General features: G+C 42.5%; 13 protein-coding genes. 5 read left to right on the top strand and 8 right to left on the bottom strand.

Annotation, left to right across the window (positions count from 1 at the left end; translation table 11 throughout):
• Positions 1–328 precede the first annotated feature (328 nt).
• Positions 329–1,495: a helix-turn-helix transcriptional regulator gene (locus tag FCV43_RS10470; RefSeq protein WP_136995123.1), complete on the bottom strand. Its 1,167-nt coding sequence runs from the start codon at positions 1,493–1,495 to the stop codon at positions 329–331.
• A 281-nt stretch (positions 1,496–1,776) separates the two neighbouring features.
• Here FCV43_RS10470 and FCV43_RS10475 point away from each other — a divergent pair, with 281 nt between their 5' ends.
• Complete coding sequence (locus tag FCV43_RS10475) at positions 1,777–3,210, top strand: hypothetical protein (protein WP_136995124.1); 1,434 nt, start codon at positions 1,777–1,779, stop codon at positions 3,208–3,210.
• 20 nt (positions 3,211–3,230) lie between these two features.
• Positions 3,231–4,346 (top strand): hypothetical protein, encoded by a 1,116-nt coding sequence (locus tag FCV43_RS10480; protein WP_136995125.1) that lies wholly within the window; start codon positions 3,231–3,233, stop codon positions 4,344–4,346.
• Between the two features lie 153 nt (positions 4,347–4,499).
• Here FCV43_RS10480 and FCV43_RS10485 read toward each other — a convergent pair whose 3' ends face one another.
• Positions 4,500–5,870 (bottom strand): L-serine ammonia-lyase, encoded by a 1,371-nt coding sequence (locus tag FCV43_RS10485; RefSeq protein ID WP_136995126.1) that lies wholly within the window; start codon positions 5,868–5,870, stop codon positions 4,500–4,502.
• A 253-nt stretch (positions 5,871–6,123) separates the two neighbouring features.
• Between FCV43_RS10485 and FCV43_RS10490 the strand changes: the two genes are divergently transcribed.
• Positions 6,124–7,005 carry a YdcF family protein gene (locus FCV43_RS10490; protein WP_136995127.1) on the top strand — a complete coding sequence of 294 codons (882 nt, stop codon included), beginning with the start codon at positions 6,124–6,126 and terminating at the stop codon, positions 7,003–7,005.
• Between the two features lie 59 nt (positions 7,006–7,064).
• Here the strand turns inward: FCV43_RS10490 and FCV43_RS10495 are convergent, their stop codons facing one another.
• From FCV43_RS10495 to FCV43_RS10510, 4 genes are all read right to left on the bottom strand, one after another.
• Positions 7,065–8,588: an efflux transporter outer membrane subunit gene (locus FCV43_RS10495; protein ID WP_136995128.1), complete on the bottom strand. Its 1,524-nt coding sequence runs from the start codon at positions 8,586–8,588 to the stop codon at positions 7,065–7,067.
• 1 nt (position 8,589) lies between these two features.
• Complete coding sequence (locus FCV43_RS10500) at positions 8,590–11,649, bottom strand: efflux RND transporter permease subunit (RefSeq protein ID WP_136995129.1); 3,060 nt, start codon at positions 11,647–11,649, stop codon at positions 8,590–8,592.
• 9 nt (positions 11,650–11,658) lie between these two features.
• Positions 11,659–12,786, bottom strand: a complete 1,128-nt coding sequence (locus FCV43_RS10505; protein WP_136995130.1) for an efflux RND transporter periplasmic adaptor subunit — start codon at positions 12,784–12,786, stop codon at positions 11,659–11,661.
• Positions 12,787–12,879: 93 nt separating this feature from the next.
• On the bottom strand, positions 12,880–13,761 hold the full coding sequence (locus FCV43_RS10510) for a LysR family transcriptional regulator (RefSeq protein ID WP_113798332.1): 882 nt from the start codon (positions 13,759–13,761) through the stop codon (positions 12,880–12,882).
• Positions 13,762–14,129: 368 nt separating this feature from the next.
• On the opposite strand from FCV43_RS10510, the gene FCV43_RS10515 reads away from it, so the two are divergent.
• Positions 14,130–15,062 (top strand): exopolyphosphatase, encoded by a 933-nt coding sequence (locus FCV43_RS10515; RefSeq protein ID WP_113798330.1) that lies wholly within the window; start codon positions 14,130–14,132, stop codon positions 15,060–15,062.
• Positions 15,063–15,185: 123 nt separating this feature from the next.
• Entirely contained in the window at positions 15,186–15,704 is a 519-nt protein-coding gene (locus tag FCV43_RS10520; protein WP_136995131.1) for an NUDIX hydrolase, read from the top strand.
• A 220-nt stretch (positions 15,705–15,924) separates the two neighbouring features.
• Here FCV43_RS10520 and FCV43_RS10525 read toward each other — a convergent pair whose 3' ends face one another.
• Positions 15,925–16,245: a heavy metal-binding domain-containing protein gene (locus tag FCV43_RS10525; protein WP_017052932.1), complete on the bottom strand. Its 321-nt coding sequence runs from the start codon at positions 16,243–16,245 to the stop codon at positions 15,925–15,927.
• 160 nt (positions 16,246–16,405) lie between these two features.
• Positions 16,406–17,299, bottom strand: a complete 894-nt coding sequence (locus tag FCV43_RS10530; RefSeq protein WP_017052931.1) for a LysR substrate-binding domain-containing protein — start codon at positions 17,297–17,299, stop codon at positions 16,406–16,408.
• Positions 17,300–17,348: the final 49 nt, after the last annotated feature.

Here is a 17,348-nt window from a genome sequence, read left to right on the forward strand (position 1 = left end):
ATTGCGTGATTAAATAGTATGCAGTGTTTTTAGTTTGCTAGTTGTGGTCGGCAGTAAATGATGTGGATTCCCAGTGCTCCCAGAGTTTTTGTTAACAAACTAACTACATGGATTACTGGTTTTAGACGTGTTTTTAGAGCTGGTGGATGTATAGATAATGAATTGACTGGTATGTAATCACGTGCATATCTGTTAGAGGTTGCATTAGAAAAAATAACCCTTATTAATGTATTTTTAATCTTAATTGAGCATTTGTGCTGTCAAAATATGCTTATTCATATCAGTACTTTATTTGGATATTTAATAAAAAATTAACATTTAATAAACGCTAGTATTGAGGCATAGTTTGCGTATTGGAGTACGCGGGGCTGGTGATTATTTTTGCAACCAATTCATTCTGGCGACGAGTGTTTGTTTTTTTCATTGCTCGTTTGATATAGGTTCTAACAGTCTCGTACGATAGGTGGTGCATTTTTGCAATCTCTGCGGGGGAGTGTCCGTTGAGCAATTCACGGCATATCACTGCTTCTTTATCAGTCAGTCCAAACGCATGGCAAAGAGCGTTTAAGTTGACTTTAGGGGGCTGATCTAGTGAATAGATAAAAATGGCGACTCCACCTTCGATGCAAGGCCGGCTTGAGGCTGGTTCTTGAATTGAATTTTTATTATCGTAGTAACTATCTGATATTAATGGTGCGATCGTTATCGTATACCCAAAGTGGTTTGGTTTTTCCAAAGATATGGTTTCGACAGTACGGTTATTTAAACAATTAGATAGTGCTTGGCTGAATAGTAGTTTGTTATACGGAGGGCATAAATGAAGGCTCTGGTTCACTTGTCGAAATATTTTTCCGTTATCAAGCAACGCGAATCCTTGGGTATTTGCATGGCAGACCTGACCTTGTTCATTAATTAAAATGACAGGTAATTGGATTTGATTAAATAGTAATTCGGTAAGGTGTGCTTGTTGCTGTTGCTTAAGCTGTTGATGATAAAGTTGCATTGCGTGTTGAATATGCGGGATTAACCGCTTTAGCAGTAGGCATTCTTGTTGATTGAATTCATGTTGATTTCTACTTCGATGAAAGAAAATCAAACTACGCCAGGTGCCGTCTTGGGATAAAACAGCGCCCGTCGCATAGTAGATATCCAGGTCATCATTAAGTTGAGAAAAAAACTCAGGATGCTGCACTCGCATCTTATCTGCATCAACATCCCCCATGGTAATTAGGCTCCCAGAAGGGCTGAGGTTTAATTGTGAGATCAATGGATCACTTTGGCTGTTGAGATCGATAAAAGCAGAGGCATCTTCAATATCGAGCCCGGCAGCCCATACCAAGCGTGACTTTTTGCTAATGTCATTCGTCATGACTACAGCGCCGGATAATAAGTTCAATTGCTTAACTAAAAGGTTTAAAAAAAAACTAAAGCCATCTTTAGACACTAAAGACTCATATAGAGATCGAATTAACGTATCAAGACAGTAATGGCTCATATTATGAAATCTCTTAATTATCTTTATTATTAATAACGGTAGCAGATCTATTTCCTTCTTTACTGTTTGATTTTATTTGGATTGACCTATATCAAATTTATAAAATAATTTCTTTTCATAGTGATTTATAGCTCTCAGTGTTGATATAAATCTTTTTATGCATCAATAAATATAAAATGTCCCCAATTGGGGATAGTTTAATACCTCCTTTTGATTAGTTTATGAAGTAGTAGTGCAAATGTACTAGATGCTCAGAATATGATTAATGAAAGGAGCTGTATATGAAACTTTCCCCTTTGGTAATAGCAATGAGTGCTATTGCCTTACCTTTATCGGGGTGTGGTGGAGACTCTTCAAATACGTCGAGTGATTCGTCGACCTATACGATAAAAGCCATTGATGGCTATCTGCGCGATGCTTTTGTGTGGTTAGACATTAACGGGAACTTCAAACATGACCAAGGAGAACCTTCTGCTATATCACTTAAAAATGGAGTGGCCAATTTAGATGTATCAAGCGTCGCTGATTATCTCGATCATGCGGTTATCGTAAAAGCGATTCCCCACGTAACTATTGATGAAGATACTCAATCGGAATCCAACCCAAATGGCGTTCTTATTCAATATGCATTCATGATGTCTGCCCCTGCGGGCGAAGCTATGGTCACCCCTCTTTCGACACTTGTTCACCTGAAGTTGGATGCTGGAAATATTGAGAAAGATGAAGCGGTTCAACAAGTATCGAACCAACTTGGGATCGACCCTGGAGATGTACTGGGTGATTACAAGCAAGAGAATAAAGAAGACATTTTAGCAAAGGCAAATGCGATTGTTGAACTTGAGCTGCTTCCGACAACAGAAGATGAGTTGGCGACGGCTTCTAAAGATACATCGATCTTGGATCAAGGATTAACTGCCCATAAAGATCTGATACAAAACCTGACTCCAGACCAACGAATTACTAAAGATGAATCTGGAGATTTTGTTGCGATAGAAAATGTTGATAAAGACGGTGATGGTGTCATCGATGGGCGAGACTCCTTTCCGGATGATGGAAAAGAGTGGTTGGACTATGACCAAGATGGAACGGGTAATAATGCCGACTTAGATGATGACGATGATGGGGTAGAAGACAGTAATGATGCTTTTCCATTTGATAAATCGGAGTCAGTTGATACCGATGGAGACGGTATTGGAAACGTAGCGGATACCGACGACGATGGTGATGGTTACCTTGATGCACAAGATGGTTTTCCGTTAGATAAAACCCGAGCAGGTGATCACGATAAAGATGGCTACGACAGCCTGAATGATGCCTATCCAAATGACGCAACAAAAGCAGGCGATCATGATGAGGATGGTGTTGATAGCATCGATGACCGATTCCCTAATGATAAAAGCGAATCTGTTGATACCGATAATGATGGGTATGGCGATAACTTAGCCGATAAGTTTCCAAACAATGGGGATGAGTGGGCGGATACCGATGGTGATGGCTACGGAGATAATAAAGCGGACCTTGCCCCAGATGATAAAGACCGTGCTGGAGATCATGATAACGACGGCATCGATACACTGATAGACAACTGCCCACATACGAGCAATGAGAACCAAGCTGATTCTGATAAGGATGGCATTGGTGATGCGTGCGATACCAGCGGTAGCATGAATGCTGTATGGAATACAACTAACTGGAATGACTCAAACTGGCAATAAATTCGCCTAAGGATTAGAACATGAATAAATACAATATGAGCTTACTTGCTAGCATTATTACCGTTGGACTTACGGCAAATGCAGTCGCAGCAGACAGTTTGGTTGAGTTTACTGCAGGAACTCCGGCAAAGGCGGAAGAAGTTAATGGCAACTTTGCATATTTAGATTCGAAGATTGATGCGATAAAGGCGACCACATCCTTAGATATTGATTGCAGCAGTTCTCCTGAATTATTGAAGACAACATTAGATGCCGCGACTTATGCAGGCCCGCTCACTTTGAATGTCACAGGGGCTTGTAATGGCCCAATTAATATCAAGAAAAATGATGTCATTATCAGCGGCGGTGAAATTACAGGGATGGAGGTCGATGGTGAATTAGAAGCGATGTTTGTTTCGGGTAGGACGAACATTAAGCTTGTTGATGTGAAGATCAATTCAGGTTCGGTGAGCATAGTAAGAGAGTCGTATGTGCGTTTTGAGAACGTGACGTTACCAACACCAACCCTTGAAGATGCGGATGATGGATGGTACGCCCCGAACGTATCCATGCGTTCATCATCATTGCGCATTAATTCGGGTAGCCTTGATAACTTATCATTGGCGAATACATTTAACTCTTACGTACGGCTCAACAGCGGCTTAACTGGCAGTCCACAGCAAATCAATATTGATCTTAATTCATCGCTTCATAGTAAAGTAGCAAACCTCAATATAAAAGGTGTGCTATCCCTGTTTGGTAATGGTTCATTTATAGGTAAAAAAGTAAGTGCGGGTAGCTTTGAAATGGGCAATTCATCAGCATTTGAAGCGAGTGAATATACTTCAACAGGCTTTGTTGCATTAAATGAAGGTGCTGTTTTTGCTATTGAAAATAACGATGGCGTAACGACTCCTCTCTCCGTTCTGGCGATGGAATGTCATGCTGCAGATATATACGTTGATGGTGGCGTATCCTTCACTGGTACTCATGAAGAAGCGGGAAACACATCCTTTGAAGCGCATCATGGTTGTCGCGGTGAGATCAGTGGACAAGTTACCTTTCAAGGCACTGTCGACGATTGGACTAAAGCGAACTACAGCCACATAATGCTGTCTTATAAAGATGCAAACAATCAATTCCAATACCGTGATTAAGTTTTGCTGATAATAATTCGATGTTAGAAATGAAGGTTAGATAGTTAAAGTGATCGCACTGTATGCGATCACTTTTTTATCAGAGATTAGCGACTAGTAATTCGTTTCAAGCTACTCGTTTTAAGCTACTCGTTTCAAGCTACTCGTTTTAAGTTATTCGCAAGGTGGTGCCATGTGTATCAGCGCAAGCCCGCCAAGAGAGGTTTCGCGATATTTGCGGTTCATATCTTTGCCGGTTTGATACATGGTATCGATAACCTTATCTAAAGAAATGAGGCATTTGCTGGTTCGTTTGAGCGCCATTCTTGAAGCATTAATTGCTTTCATGGAGCCCATCGCATTTCGCTCAATACAAGGGACTTGAACTAAGCCGCCAATCGGATCACAAGTCATGCCTAAAGAGTGCTCCATCGCAATTTCTGCTGCCATGCAGATCTGCTCGTTACTTCCACCTCGAAGGGCGGTTAAGCCTGCCGCCGCCATGGAGGAGGAGACGCCAACTTCTCCTTGGCAACCTACTTCGGCACCTGAAATGGATGCGTTTGTTTTATATAAAATGCCAATGGCGCCAGAGACAGCTAAAAAGTCTTTTAACTGCTTAGTGTCGAGCTCTTTAATGAAGCGGTGGTAATACATCAGCACTCCCGGAATCACGCCTGCCGCTCCGTTTGTAGGAGAAGTCACCACTTGGCCTCCTGCGGCATTTTCTTCACTCACCGCAAAAGCAAATAGGTTAATCCAATCCATGATCTCCATAGGATCGTTTTCAATGGATGCATTGGCTTCGAGCTTTTTGAGCAAAGCAGGGGCGCGGCGAGTCACTTCAAGTCCCCCTTCTAAAATCCCTTCGGTTTCAAAACCTCTTTGCATGCACAGCGACATCACTTTCCAGATTTGGTCCGCTCGGCTATCAATGGTTTCCATCGATTGGAATGCTTGCTCATTTCTGAGGACAAGCCCACCCAAACTGAGGCCATTTTTGTCGGCAAGGTTGAGTAACTCTTCTGCCGATTTAAAAGGAAACTCGACCTGAGTATCGCTCTCGGCAATACCATTCTCTAATTGTGCCGCCGTAGCAATAAAGCCTCCGCCAATAGAGTAGTAGGTTTCAATGACGAGCTGTGTGCCCGTTGCATCAAACGCGGAGATCGTCATGCCATTTTCATGCAGGGGTAAATTGGAGGTATGGAAAAGCATATCCGTTTCAGTATCGAAGCTAATCTCGTGGCTACCAGATAGGCTTAAACGTTTATCATTCACTGCTTTTTTCATCGCAGCATTAGCGCTGGAGATTTTAATCGTGTCAGGTTTATTGCCAAGCAAGCCTAAAATCGTAGCGCGGTCAGTGTGGTGGCCTTTACCAGTCAAAGATAAAGATCCGTAGAGATCAATCTGTACCCGTGTGACATTCTCTAGGTAGGGGGCGATTATCTGGGTAAAATTGTACCCGGCAATCATAGGTCCATTCGTATGTGAGCTAGAAGGGCCCACTCCAATTTTATATATGTCAAAGATAGACAGCATAGAAACTTCCTGTGAGGCTTTGGCTTGATAAAACAAGCTCTTGTCGTGTAGATCATTTCAGTGTATTGAATGTCATTCCAATTTTAAAATGGATGCTATAAATATAGCTCACACTGTCTCATACGCTTCTTTGCATTTGTGAGCATAAATGCGACGCATGTAGCCAGTGAGGTTTAGTAAAGCTACGGGTAACCGATATGATTGTATACAGAATTCACTATATCCCATTTCAAAAACGAGACTTGAGCAATAAATGAACAATAAACGCGTAGTGATTGTGCTAGGAAAGCGGCTAAATAAAAATACATTGACTGCTGAAGGTAAAAGCCGAGTTGAAGGTTTGGTGGAACATTTGGAGACATCCAGCCGCCAAAACATTGTGGTTGCTTTCTGTGGGGGAATCACTTCTGGGCAGACGCGTTCTGAGGCGGAAGCCATGCATGAGTATTTTGCTGCGCTGCAAAGTAATGGGAGCATAGATTTATCAGGGCTAGATATTTTGCTTGAAAAAGAGTCAGTGAATACCATCGAAAATATTCAAAATGTGGCAAAGAAGATGGTTGATGAGAACATTCTATCCTCTGGTGAGTGCATAAAAGTAACGTTTGTTTCCAATGACTACCACTTAAAGCGGATTTTCGAAATTCAACAATTGATGGATGAGCAAGGCTTACTCAGAGTCCTAAAGCGACGCTGTTCTGAATTTGGGGCTGAATTAGATATTTCATATGAGCTTGACGATCATCTTGCGATCCCTTATCCGCACCGTAATATTCGAAGCCAATTGTTTTTGCTCATGGATGAGTTGACGACTTATCGGGTGTATTTAGAGGGGGTAGTCAGTGGTGTTTTTTTGAGAGACTTGAAACAAGTTCGAAAAGAACCCTACCGCATTGCCGCTAATGCCTTGGTCGAAATTAAGCAGTTATTAGCGATTCAGACGGAAGAGTCATCGGTCAATGTACAATTGGTGAGTGAGCTGTTAGGGGTTTTAGAGTCAAGTGTGCAGAATACGGTCGTTGATTCGAGTGTAGAACAGGTAAGATCGTATTTAGCGTTGCTAGATACCAATCTTACCTTACTTAATCGCTATTTAGACCCAGAGCAAGAGATCACGTTTCGCTGGTGGCGCTAGAAGGTGAATAAAGCTAGTCGATGCTGTATCGGCTAGCCTTATAATCTTTTGTAAATCGATTATTGAGATGCTTCACCCGAGCCAGAACCAGAGCGAGAGGTCAAGTCCCAATCTCCACCTAGTGCTTTATATAATCCAACAGTGACTTGTGCCGTTTGGAGCTTGGCTGCTATTTGACGATCTTGCATCAGCTTCTGTTGCCTTTGAGCATCCAGTACAGCTAAATGATTGATGAGCCCCGCTCGATAGAGTGATTTTGCTTTCATGACTGCATTGTCAGTAGAGCGGTTCGCTTCATCAATACGCCTTTGGTTCTCTTGGCTACGACCATAAGTGAATAGCATTGAGTCAACTTCGGCAAAAGCACCATCAACAGTATGCTGGTAGCGCAAAGCTGCGGATTTAAAGCGAGATTCATTGATGTCGACCATCGCTTCTCCACGTCCCCCGTCAAACACATTCCAACTGATGCCTGCACTCCCTACCCAAGAGAAGGAATCACTGCTAAATAGATCACTAAAGTCACCTGCAACGAGACCCGGCGAGCCCGTCAAGAAAAACTTAGGGTAGCGGTTGGCAATGCTTACCCCTAATTCTTGGTTAATGGCCGCCATTTCACGCTCTGCGATACGAATATCAGGGCGACGAGTGAGCAAATCAGAAGGCAATCCGACAGGAATGATGCCTTCAACCTTTGGCAAACCGCCTTCACCTGATAAGCGTATATCCACCTTGGTGAGTGGTTCGCCAAGTAAAATGGCGAGTCGGTGTTTATGGACCTGCTTTGCAATGTCCAGTTGTGGGATGACAGATTCGGTGGCCGCAAGCATCGCTTCTGCTTGGGCAAGATCTAATTCTGAACCATAACCGCTGCTGACCATCTTTTCGACTAAATTTAATGTCTCTCTTTGATCTGCAATGTTGTCGAGGGCTAACTGAGTTCTCTCTTGAGCGCCTCGATATTGAAGGTAGTTATGAATGACATCTGCAGTGATCAGAGTATTCAAACCGCTTTGATAGATCTCAGCTTGAGTTTTGCGAATTTGTGCAGCGTTTGTTTGTTTGTCGATACGTCCAAAAAGATCAACTTCCCACGCTATTGTTGCTCCTAAGAATCCACCGCTTTGTTGCTTGTCGGCGATAGTGACGCTTTGACCTAACATGGGTTGTGCGCCAACGGGTACTCCGATGGGAGACACTGCAGTGCCAAGGAGTGGGTCATTCTGGCTGATCTGATAGTTGAAATAACCAGCCCCAAGATTAACCGTTGGCACTTTGAATGACTCAACCATATCTTGATAAGATTGTGCCATCTTGATTCGTTCAGAAGCGAGTTTTAGCGGTATATTTTGCTTCTGAGCATCATGGACTAATTGATTGAGTGTTTCATCATTCAGTTGAAGCCACCAGTAAGGCGTTTGAGTCATGCTGATTTCTGTGTCGTGATCAACAGCATTCAAATAAACATCGGCCATGGCGGTTTGTGGTTCGTTGTAATCTGGGCCAATAGCACAGCCTCCTAGCAGCATCGTGGTAGCTAATACAATTGGAGTGAATGACGTAGATAGATTGAAAACGTTCATTTTAGACACCTTGTTCTGCTAGTGAATGATTTTCGCACTTGCTAATGCCATTCTCGCGATAGAACAAACGATAGAGTGCTGGCATGACGAATAGAGATAAAACGGTTGCGGCAGCTAACCCGCCAATAATAGTGGCGGCCATTTGGTCAAATAGGAGATCGGTTAGAAGTGGAATCATCCCTAATGCTGTTGTTAGGGCTCCCATAGAAATCGCCATCGTGCGGTTAACGGTTGCTTCTTTTATCGCATCCGATAGCTCGCGACCATTTTTGCGTTCAAGCTCAATTTGATCCATAAGTACAATGCCATTTTTAATGATCATCCCAGTTAAGGTGATCGCACCTATCAGTGCCATGAACCCAAATGGTTTATCGAAAGCCAGCAAGCTGAATGTTGCGCCAGTAGCGGCTAACGGCAGGATAGTGAAAATGATGACTGGCTGTTTAAAGCCGTTGAACATGCCAACTAAAATGATAAGCATCAGTAGCATGGCTTTTGGCAGTTGTTTGAATATATCTGACACGGCTTTATGTTCGTCATAGTATTCACCTCCCCATTCCAAGGAATAACCTGCAGGTAATTGAATGGCTTCAATATCTTGTAGGGTTGCGTTTCTTACTGCTGCTGGAGTGGTATGTCGGCCTACGCCTGCTTGCGCTGTGATGGTTTTGACTCGATCGCGTCGCCAGATCATGCTCTCTTCAGATTTGAGATCAAACCCATCTACAACTTGTCCTAGAGGTACGCTATGTGCGCCAAGCAAAGAGCGAACTGAAAGCGTTTCTAATGAAGCCATTGAGCGTTCGGTGCCACGTAATTGAATTGGAATCAGCTCATCATTCAGGTTCATTTGACCTAATGGCATACCTTCTGATGCTCTCTTCATTGCAAAAGCGATGTCTGCGCGGTTAATTCCTGCTTGTCTTGCTTTCTCTTGATTGATCATCGGTACCAGAGCTTTGCTTTGTTGACGCCAATCATCACGTACGTATTTTGTATCAGGGTGATCTTTGAATATGGCTTTTGCTTGGTTTGCTAAATCATGAAGTACTGCTTCATCTGGCCCTGAAAAACGAGCTTCGACGCTGTATTTATCCGATGTTGCGAGTTTCAAAGCTCTGAAACGAGGCTCTGCATTTGGAAACTCTTTTGCTAACCATTCGTCGCCTCGGGCGATAAGTGTCGTTATTGAAGAGTAATCGATAGCGTTAATCAGAATCTGACCATATGCAGGATCAATCGGTTCAGGTTCAACAGTGACAGAAAATCGAGGTGCACTGTTTCCAACGTAAGATGAAATATTCTTCACTTCAGGCTGTTTGAGTAGCCAAGCCTCAATTTTCTTCATATCTTGCGAGGTTTGCTCGATGGCCGCCCCATTTGGTAGCCAGTAATCTAGGAAGAAAATAGGTCTATCCGCTTGTGGGATAAAGTTAATCGCGACTTTAGGTACGGCAAACGAGGTCGCCAAAATTAATGGGATCAAACACAAAAGCGCTTTGATTGGATTGTCCACCGTCCAACAAACTGCTTTCTTGTATAATGAAATTTTATCTTCGGCTTTTGTTTTGTTTGGTTTAATGAATAACCAGCACATCAATGCGGTTAACGTTACGGCAACTAACCAAGATAAAAGCAGGGATGCCGCGATAATTAAAAATACAGAGCTGGCAAATTCAGCCGCATCTGTTTTTGAGAAAATAACCGGACTTGCCCCCATAATGGCAATAACCGTCGCTCCAAATAAAGGTAACCCCGTCTCTTTTACGGATTCGATTGCGGCTTGTGTTCGTTCAACGCCTTTATTGAGTTTTACGATCATCATATCGGTAATAACAATGGCGTTATCTACTAGCATTCCTAATGCGAGAATAAAGGTGCCTAGAGACACACGGTGCAAATCAATGTCTGCAATATTCATGTAAATTAGCGTAAGAAGAATCGTAATGAGAAGGCTGCTGCCAACAATGCTGGCACTTTTAAAGCCCATAAACACAAGAAGCACGACGAATACGATAGCCACACTTTCTAAAAGGTTACTAACGAAGTTATCAATCGATTTTTGAACTTCTTCAGGTTGATAAGCAACAGTGGATACCTTGACGCCTAAAGGTAGCGAAGCTTCAAACTCGTCAATAACTCGACGAATGTCATCCCCTAAGGAAACAACATTAATACCACTGACTGGGCTAACAGCAAGAGTGACTGCTGGAATGCCGTTATAGCGATTTTCTGACATTGAAGGCTGTTGGTAGCCCATCGTCACATCGGCAATATCCCCTAATCGAATCAAACTGGTTCCAAACTTACTGATGCCACCTTTAATGACTAAATTTTTAATGTCATCCAAAGATTGAAGAGCACTGCTCTGCTCTACTCGAATGCGCTCTTGACCTGCAACGAATTTTCCTGCTTCAAAAGTCGTATTTTGAGTGGTGAGTTGATTCCAAACTTGGGCTACAGAAAGGCCATATTGAGCGAGCCTTTCATCTGGCATATCAATATAAACAGTGCGATGTTGCACTCCGTGTAGCTCGATTTTCTTAATACCATCAACGGTTTTTATTCTTCTTTGTAACTCTTCTGCATATTGCTTTAATTCAACAGGTTGGGCATCTTGGCTATGGATTGAAAATAGCATGCCATAGACCTCAGAGAATTCATCTTGAACGATACTGATTTGAGCCGTGCTTGGGAGCAGTAGCTTCATATCATCCACTTTTCGGCGTACTAGATCCCACTCTTGCGGCAATGCTTTTGAATTCAACGACTCTTTAAGATCAACGAATACCATGGATACGCCGGGTTTTGAGAGTGAGCGTAAGCGGTTAAGTGAAGCCATCTCTTGCAACTTTGTTTCGACGGTATCTGTCACTTGTTTTTCCACTTCTTCAGCTGAAGCTCCGGGGTATAACGTAACGACAACTGCCGTTTTTACGGTGAAACTCGGGTCTTCTAGTTTGCCTAGATCAAAGTAAGAGACTAAGCCCGCAATGATACTAATTATCGTAAAAAAGATAATGAAGGTACGTTGGCGTATGGCAAATTCAGCTAGATTCATTTTTGGGCCCTATAACGCTTTTACTTGAATTGAAGTGACGATGTCACCTTTTGTTAGATATGCGGCTCCACTGATAACAATCTGATCACCGGTATTCAAATCTCCAGAAACGCAGGCTTGTTCTGCATCCACTGAAATGAGCTCAACGGGAATCGTTGTGATCTTTTGAGTGTTCACTTTTAGAATATGTTGTGTCTCTTTTATCCCGACAAGAGAAGAATATGGAACACAATATTCTTGTTTTTTATCTGAAGAGTGGGTCGTTACTGTGACGGTTTTCCCCGGCAGCAACTGTTCATCGAAGCCATTGAGATAAAACGTTACGCTATAGGTCTGTTTTATGAGGTGAGGAACTGAGCTGATTTCTGATGCTTCTGCCGAGATGGCTTCATGAGAGCCATACCATTTTACTTGCGCTTTTTGTCCAATCTTAAACTCATGGATGAGATTTTCAGGGACATCAATTGTGACTTCCAATTGATCGGGTTTATGCAGGGTCACCACAGGGATTCCGGGCAAGACTTGCTCATATTGGTCGATTTTAGTCGCGCCAATAACGCCATCAAAAGGAGCGACTAGTTTTGTATAACGTAGTGAGTCTTGTGAGCGTTGAATATTTTTCTCAACCACTTTTACCATAGCGGCACTGCGCTCATAGCCACTAATTGCTCTATCTAAATTAACATCGGCGATTGCGTTGTCTTTCGTCGCTTGGGTTATACGTTTTAATTCTGATTGTGCAAGTTTATGTGCTGATTGAGCTTCAAGCAGTCGGGCCTCTAGCTCTTGGAGAGCCACTTGGTAATCGTGAGGATCAAGCTCTGCAATAACTTGTCCTTTCTTCACTAGTTCCCCCGTTTTTACAAGGATCGCATCAATGGTTCCAGGGACTCGGAAGGCTATCTCTGCCGTTTCTACCGATTGTAATTCGCCGGTGAAATGCTTAGCATTGATAGACTGATTTGGGCTTAATTCAATCACCTGAATAGGACGAGTGTGCTTTACAGGTCTTGATTCAAATGTGAATGGTGAAGATGCAGTTTGGTCATCTTCTGCGCTGTTGGTGTCTGTCTGGTTACAGCCGACTAGTAGAAAAATGCAGCTAGCAAGTAAAGATAATTTGAATGTGTCTTTCATAGAATTCTCCTTTGATATGCGAGTATTCTACAATCGAACAGTGTTCAAATAATCAGGCGTTGTCGAAACACTTTGTCACGATAAATATGACAATCAAACAAGTTTTGGCATTTCATCTAGAAGAAAATCGATCAATAGATGAGTGGCGTGACTGATGGTTTTTCGCTGAGGGTAAAGTAACCAAACGTCTTCAGTCTCTGATTTATAACCCGGTAAAATCTTCATCAGTGAGCCATCTTCAAGTTCTTTAGATATTAGAATTGTTGGAAGAAAACCAATGCCACGTCCTAAAATAACGGAGCGTTTAACAAACCCAATGTTGTTGCTGCTGAGTTTTGATTTAACGACCAGTTCATGCTCAGCGATCTGCCATCGATTATCAAGCTCGCCACCAGGCCAACGAAAGCAGATCGTTTGGTGGTTCATCACATCAGGAAGATCAGTGGGTGAGCCATATTTAGTAAGATATTCAGGGCTCGCTACAAGATGTCGTTCTAATTCCAGAACTTTACGAGCGACAATATTGGCATCGTGAATTTTACCGCCGTGTATGGCGACATCCAAACCTTGCTGCTGAAGATCAATGAAGCCATTGTTGATACTTCTGATATCCAACTCAATATCTTGATATTTATCTTGGAATGAAAGCAGCAACGGCTGAAGGGTTTCATCGGATTCAGGCAATAAACCAATTTTGATGACACCCTTTGGAGATACAGTGGAATCAATGGCAATTTGGTTGGCTTTTTCAAGTGCTTCAAGTGCTTTCAACAGTTCGGAGTAGTATGCCTCGCCATGTTGTGTGAGGGAAATTTTGCGTGTGGTACGAAAGAAAAGTTGTACGTTAAGCGTGGATTCTAATTCACTGATCCTGCGGCTAACATTCGCTCTAGGGAGTTCAAGTGCATTGGCGGCAGCGGTAAAGCTCCCGAGTTCAACGATGCGAATAAACAATTTTAGATCATCAATTTTCATAAAAGCTAGCTTGGAATTAGGTGGAAAAATGAGTATATCAAGTTAGCTGCATGTAGCTTCAGATAAATGTAAAAAAGAAGATAGGTTCAATATCAGGCGGGTTCAATATCGTGGATAAATAGAGGGTTGATTGGGGGCTGTAAACGTACAAGTTATCAGTGTGAGTTTAGGTTATGTTTAAGTGTGAGGCTGGTTCAAAAGTTTAAATAGGGCTTCTATTATTAAAACCGAACTATAATTATCACTAAATAAGCAACCGAGCTCAAAATTATTCTTTAAGACTATGCACTTGAGCGAGATAATTGGTATTTTGTACCAATATAAAATCTCGATATTGTAGATAGCACGCAGTAGCAAAAGGAAGACAGATGTCAGAACAAAAATTTAGATTAGTAACTCGAAGTGATTTTGATGGGCTGGTGTGTGCTGTATTGCTAAAACAGCAAAACCTCATTGATGATATTAAATTTGTGCACCCTAAAGATATGCAAGATGGCAAAGTAGCGATCACTAGCAATGACATCGTGACTAACCTTCCTTATGTGAAAGATTCTCACCTCACTTTCGATCACCACTTATCAGAAACCATCCGTAATACAGGTGAAAAGCCTAATCACATTATCGATCCTGACGCGCCTTCAGCCGCTCGTGTTGTATGGGACTATTATGGCGGTCTAGAGACGTTCCCAGCCGATTGGCTAGAAATGATGGAAGCGGTAGATAAAGGCGATTCCGCGCAGTTTAATCGTGATGAAGTGTTGGACTCTCAAGATTGGAACCTGCTGAATTTCTTGATGGATGCTCGAACAGGGCTAGGTCGTTTTCGTGAGTTCCGAATCTCCAACTATGCACTGATGATGGACCTTATCGACTACTGTAAAAATCATACGATAACTGAGATCTTGGCTCTGCCTGATGTACAGGAACGAATCGATTTGTACCGTGAGCATGAGACGATGTTCAAAGAACAAATTCAACGCTGTGCAACCGTACACCAAAATCTTGTGGTGCTTGATTTAACCAATGAAGAGACCATTTACGCGGGTAACCGATTCATTATTTACGCGCTATTTCCACAATGTAATATTTCGATTCATAAAATGTGGGGCTTCCAGAAGCAAAATATTGTGTTTGCAACTGGTAAGTCTATTTTTGATCGTGCATCAAAAACCAATGTGGGTGAGCTAATGCTTAAGTATGGTGGTGGTGGTCATATCGCAGCAGGCACGTGTCAGATAGATGTTGATAAAGCGGAATCTGTTCAACAAGAACTGATTAATGCGATCACTGCTGATGGTTAATTTCTCATTAGCCGTCGTGATGGTTAACAATTAAGATTCAGAAGCCTCGCCGTTGCGGGGCTTTTTAGTATTTACATCAAGGTGTGGTATATTCGCGCCAAATTCCTTAGTTCCAAGATCATTATGAGACACTTAAAAACGACAACGCATCCTGATATCGATCATCTGGATGGGAAAGTCATCTATCAGCGCAATGCTGCGCGTGCCATTGTTATTGATGGTGAAAATATCCTAATGCTTTATACCGCTCGTTATCATGATTACACCATTCCTGGTGGCGGTTTAGATGAAGGTGAAGATGTTATTGCAGGAATGGTTCGTGAGTTAGAAGAAGAGACAGGCGCACAGAATATTCACAGCATTAAGCCATTTGGCATTTTTGAAGAGTTCCGCCCTTGGTATAAAGATGATGCGGACATCATGCATATGATTTCTTACTGCTATACCTGTAAAATTGATCGAGAATTGGGGGAGACCTCATTTGAAGATTACGAAATCAAGAATGGAATGAAGCCGGTGTGGATTAACATTCACGACGCCATCGCCCACAATGAAAAGACCATGGCTGAGAGCTCGAAGAAGGGCATGAGTATTGAGCGGGAAACATTTTTGCTGCACTTAGTGGCGAAAGAGATGTTGTGATTTTTTCGTAATGATGCATTAAAAAATAGAAAGCTTAACTCAAGGTTGAGCTTTCTATTTCATTACAGTTAGGGGAATTAAACCTCCGAAACACAGCGAGAGTTAAATCCACAACTTCTTTTCGATATGAGCCAACTAGGCATTAAGTACTAATTATTAAGTACTAACTATCAAGCACGAGCTATTAAGCATTAGCTATTCAGTAACTAGTGATTAGGCGTTAAGCGACGACAACCGCAGTACCACTGGCTGATACCATCAACATGCCATTGTTTTGCCCTAACACTTCATAATCAATATCAACACCGACGACGGCATTTGCGCCTAAATCACGGGCTTTCTGCTCTAATTCTTGAAATGCGATGGTGCGAGCTTTTTCAAGCTCACGTTCGTAAGTGCCTGAACGTCCGCCGACTAAATCTCGAATACCAGCAAACATATCCTTAAAGAGGTTCGCGCCCAAAATCGCTTCGCCAGCAATTACGCCTTTGTAATCAACGATTCGTTTTCCTTCAACACTTTGAGTGGTGGTGACTATCATTGCACTGTCCTATTTTTACATTTCAAACGTTAGCTTTAGTTATAAGTCGTCGCGGTGCTCGCTTCAATCATTTATTTGTATGAACGAGCGATCTGTGAGCCACATTTTGATAAATAAATTACCGCTGCTGGTCATTGTCTAAAATAGGTCCGCTGAACCATTAGCGGGTGAACTCTTCACGTAGCCAAGTTCTAAGAGTTAATACACTCTCATGCTTGAGTTTTTCTGGCGAGCAAGTGAAATAGAAGTCTTGCTTTGGATTTGGAACCGGTTTTTCTATTTCAGTCAGTAAGCCGTGTTTAATGTCATCTCGGACAAATAGGCGATGCGTCACAAGCACTCCAAGTTTACGAATAGTGGCGTGTACTGCTTGAACAGAGGCATTAAACGTTAAGTTATTGCGGTAGGTCGGCAGTTTATTATCTGTTGCATCGCACCATATGTGCCAATCCTCTTTTCGTCTTTCATTGGCAACAAGAATTGCAGGATATTTGGCCATTAGTTGAGCAGGGGTTGCGTCAGGGATGGACTTGATCAGCTCAGGGCTACAGACCATAACCAGTTCATCATCTGAGAGTTTTTCACAGTAATAGTCTTGCCATTCATCTGTTTTTCCGTGGATCAGAGCCACATCAACGCCTTCTTGGTTGAGGTTGAAACTGCCAACGCGATTGGAGATCCGAACATCCAGTTGTGGCGCAAAATCTTGCAAGCTTTGCACTCTTGGGATCCACCAATGCAAAGCAAGCGAATTCACCATATTTAAAGTGATTCGGTTATCTTGAGGTTGGCTAATCATTGACTCGGTGGCCTCGACAATTAACTCCAGCGCCGGAGCCACTTGTTTATAATATTTCTTACCCGCTGAGTTGAGTTCAACTCTGCGACCAACACGGTGAAACAGGGGAGTGTTGATTAATGACTCAAGAGATTTCACCGATTGGCTGATTGCAGAGTGGCTGACATTTAGCATTCGCGCAGCGTCTGTCATGCTTCCGGTTTCTGCTACCGCAACAAACGCGTAAATGGATTTAAGTGGGACAAGTTTGCGCATAATCAATATCGCCTGAGTTATTAATTAAAAACCATACAATTGGCTAAAG

The sequence above is a fragment of the Vibrio genomosp. F6 genome (assembly GCF_005146325.1).
In the GTDB taxonomy this organism is placed as follows: domain Bacteria; phylum Pseudomonadota; class Gammaproteobacteria; order Enterobacterales; family Vibrionaceae; genus Vibrio; species Vibrio cortegadensis.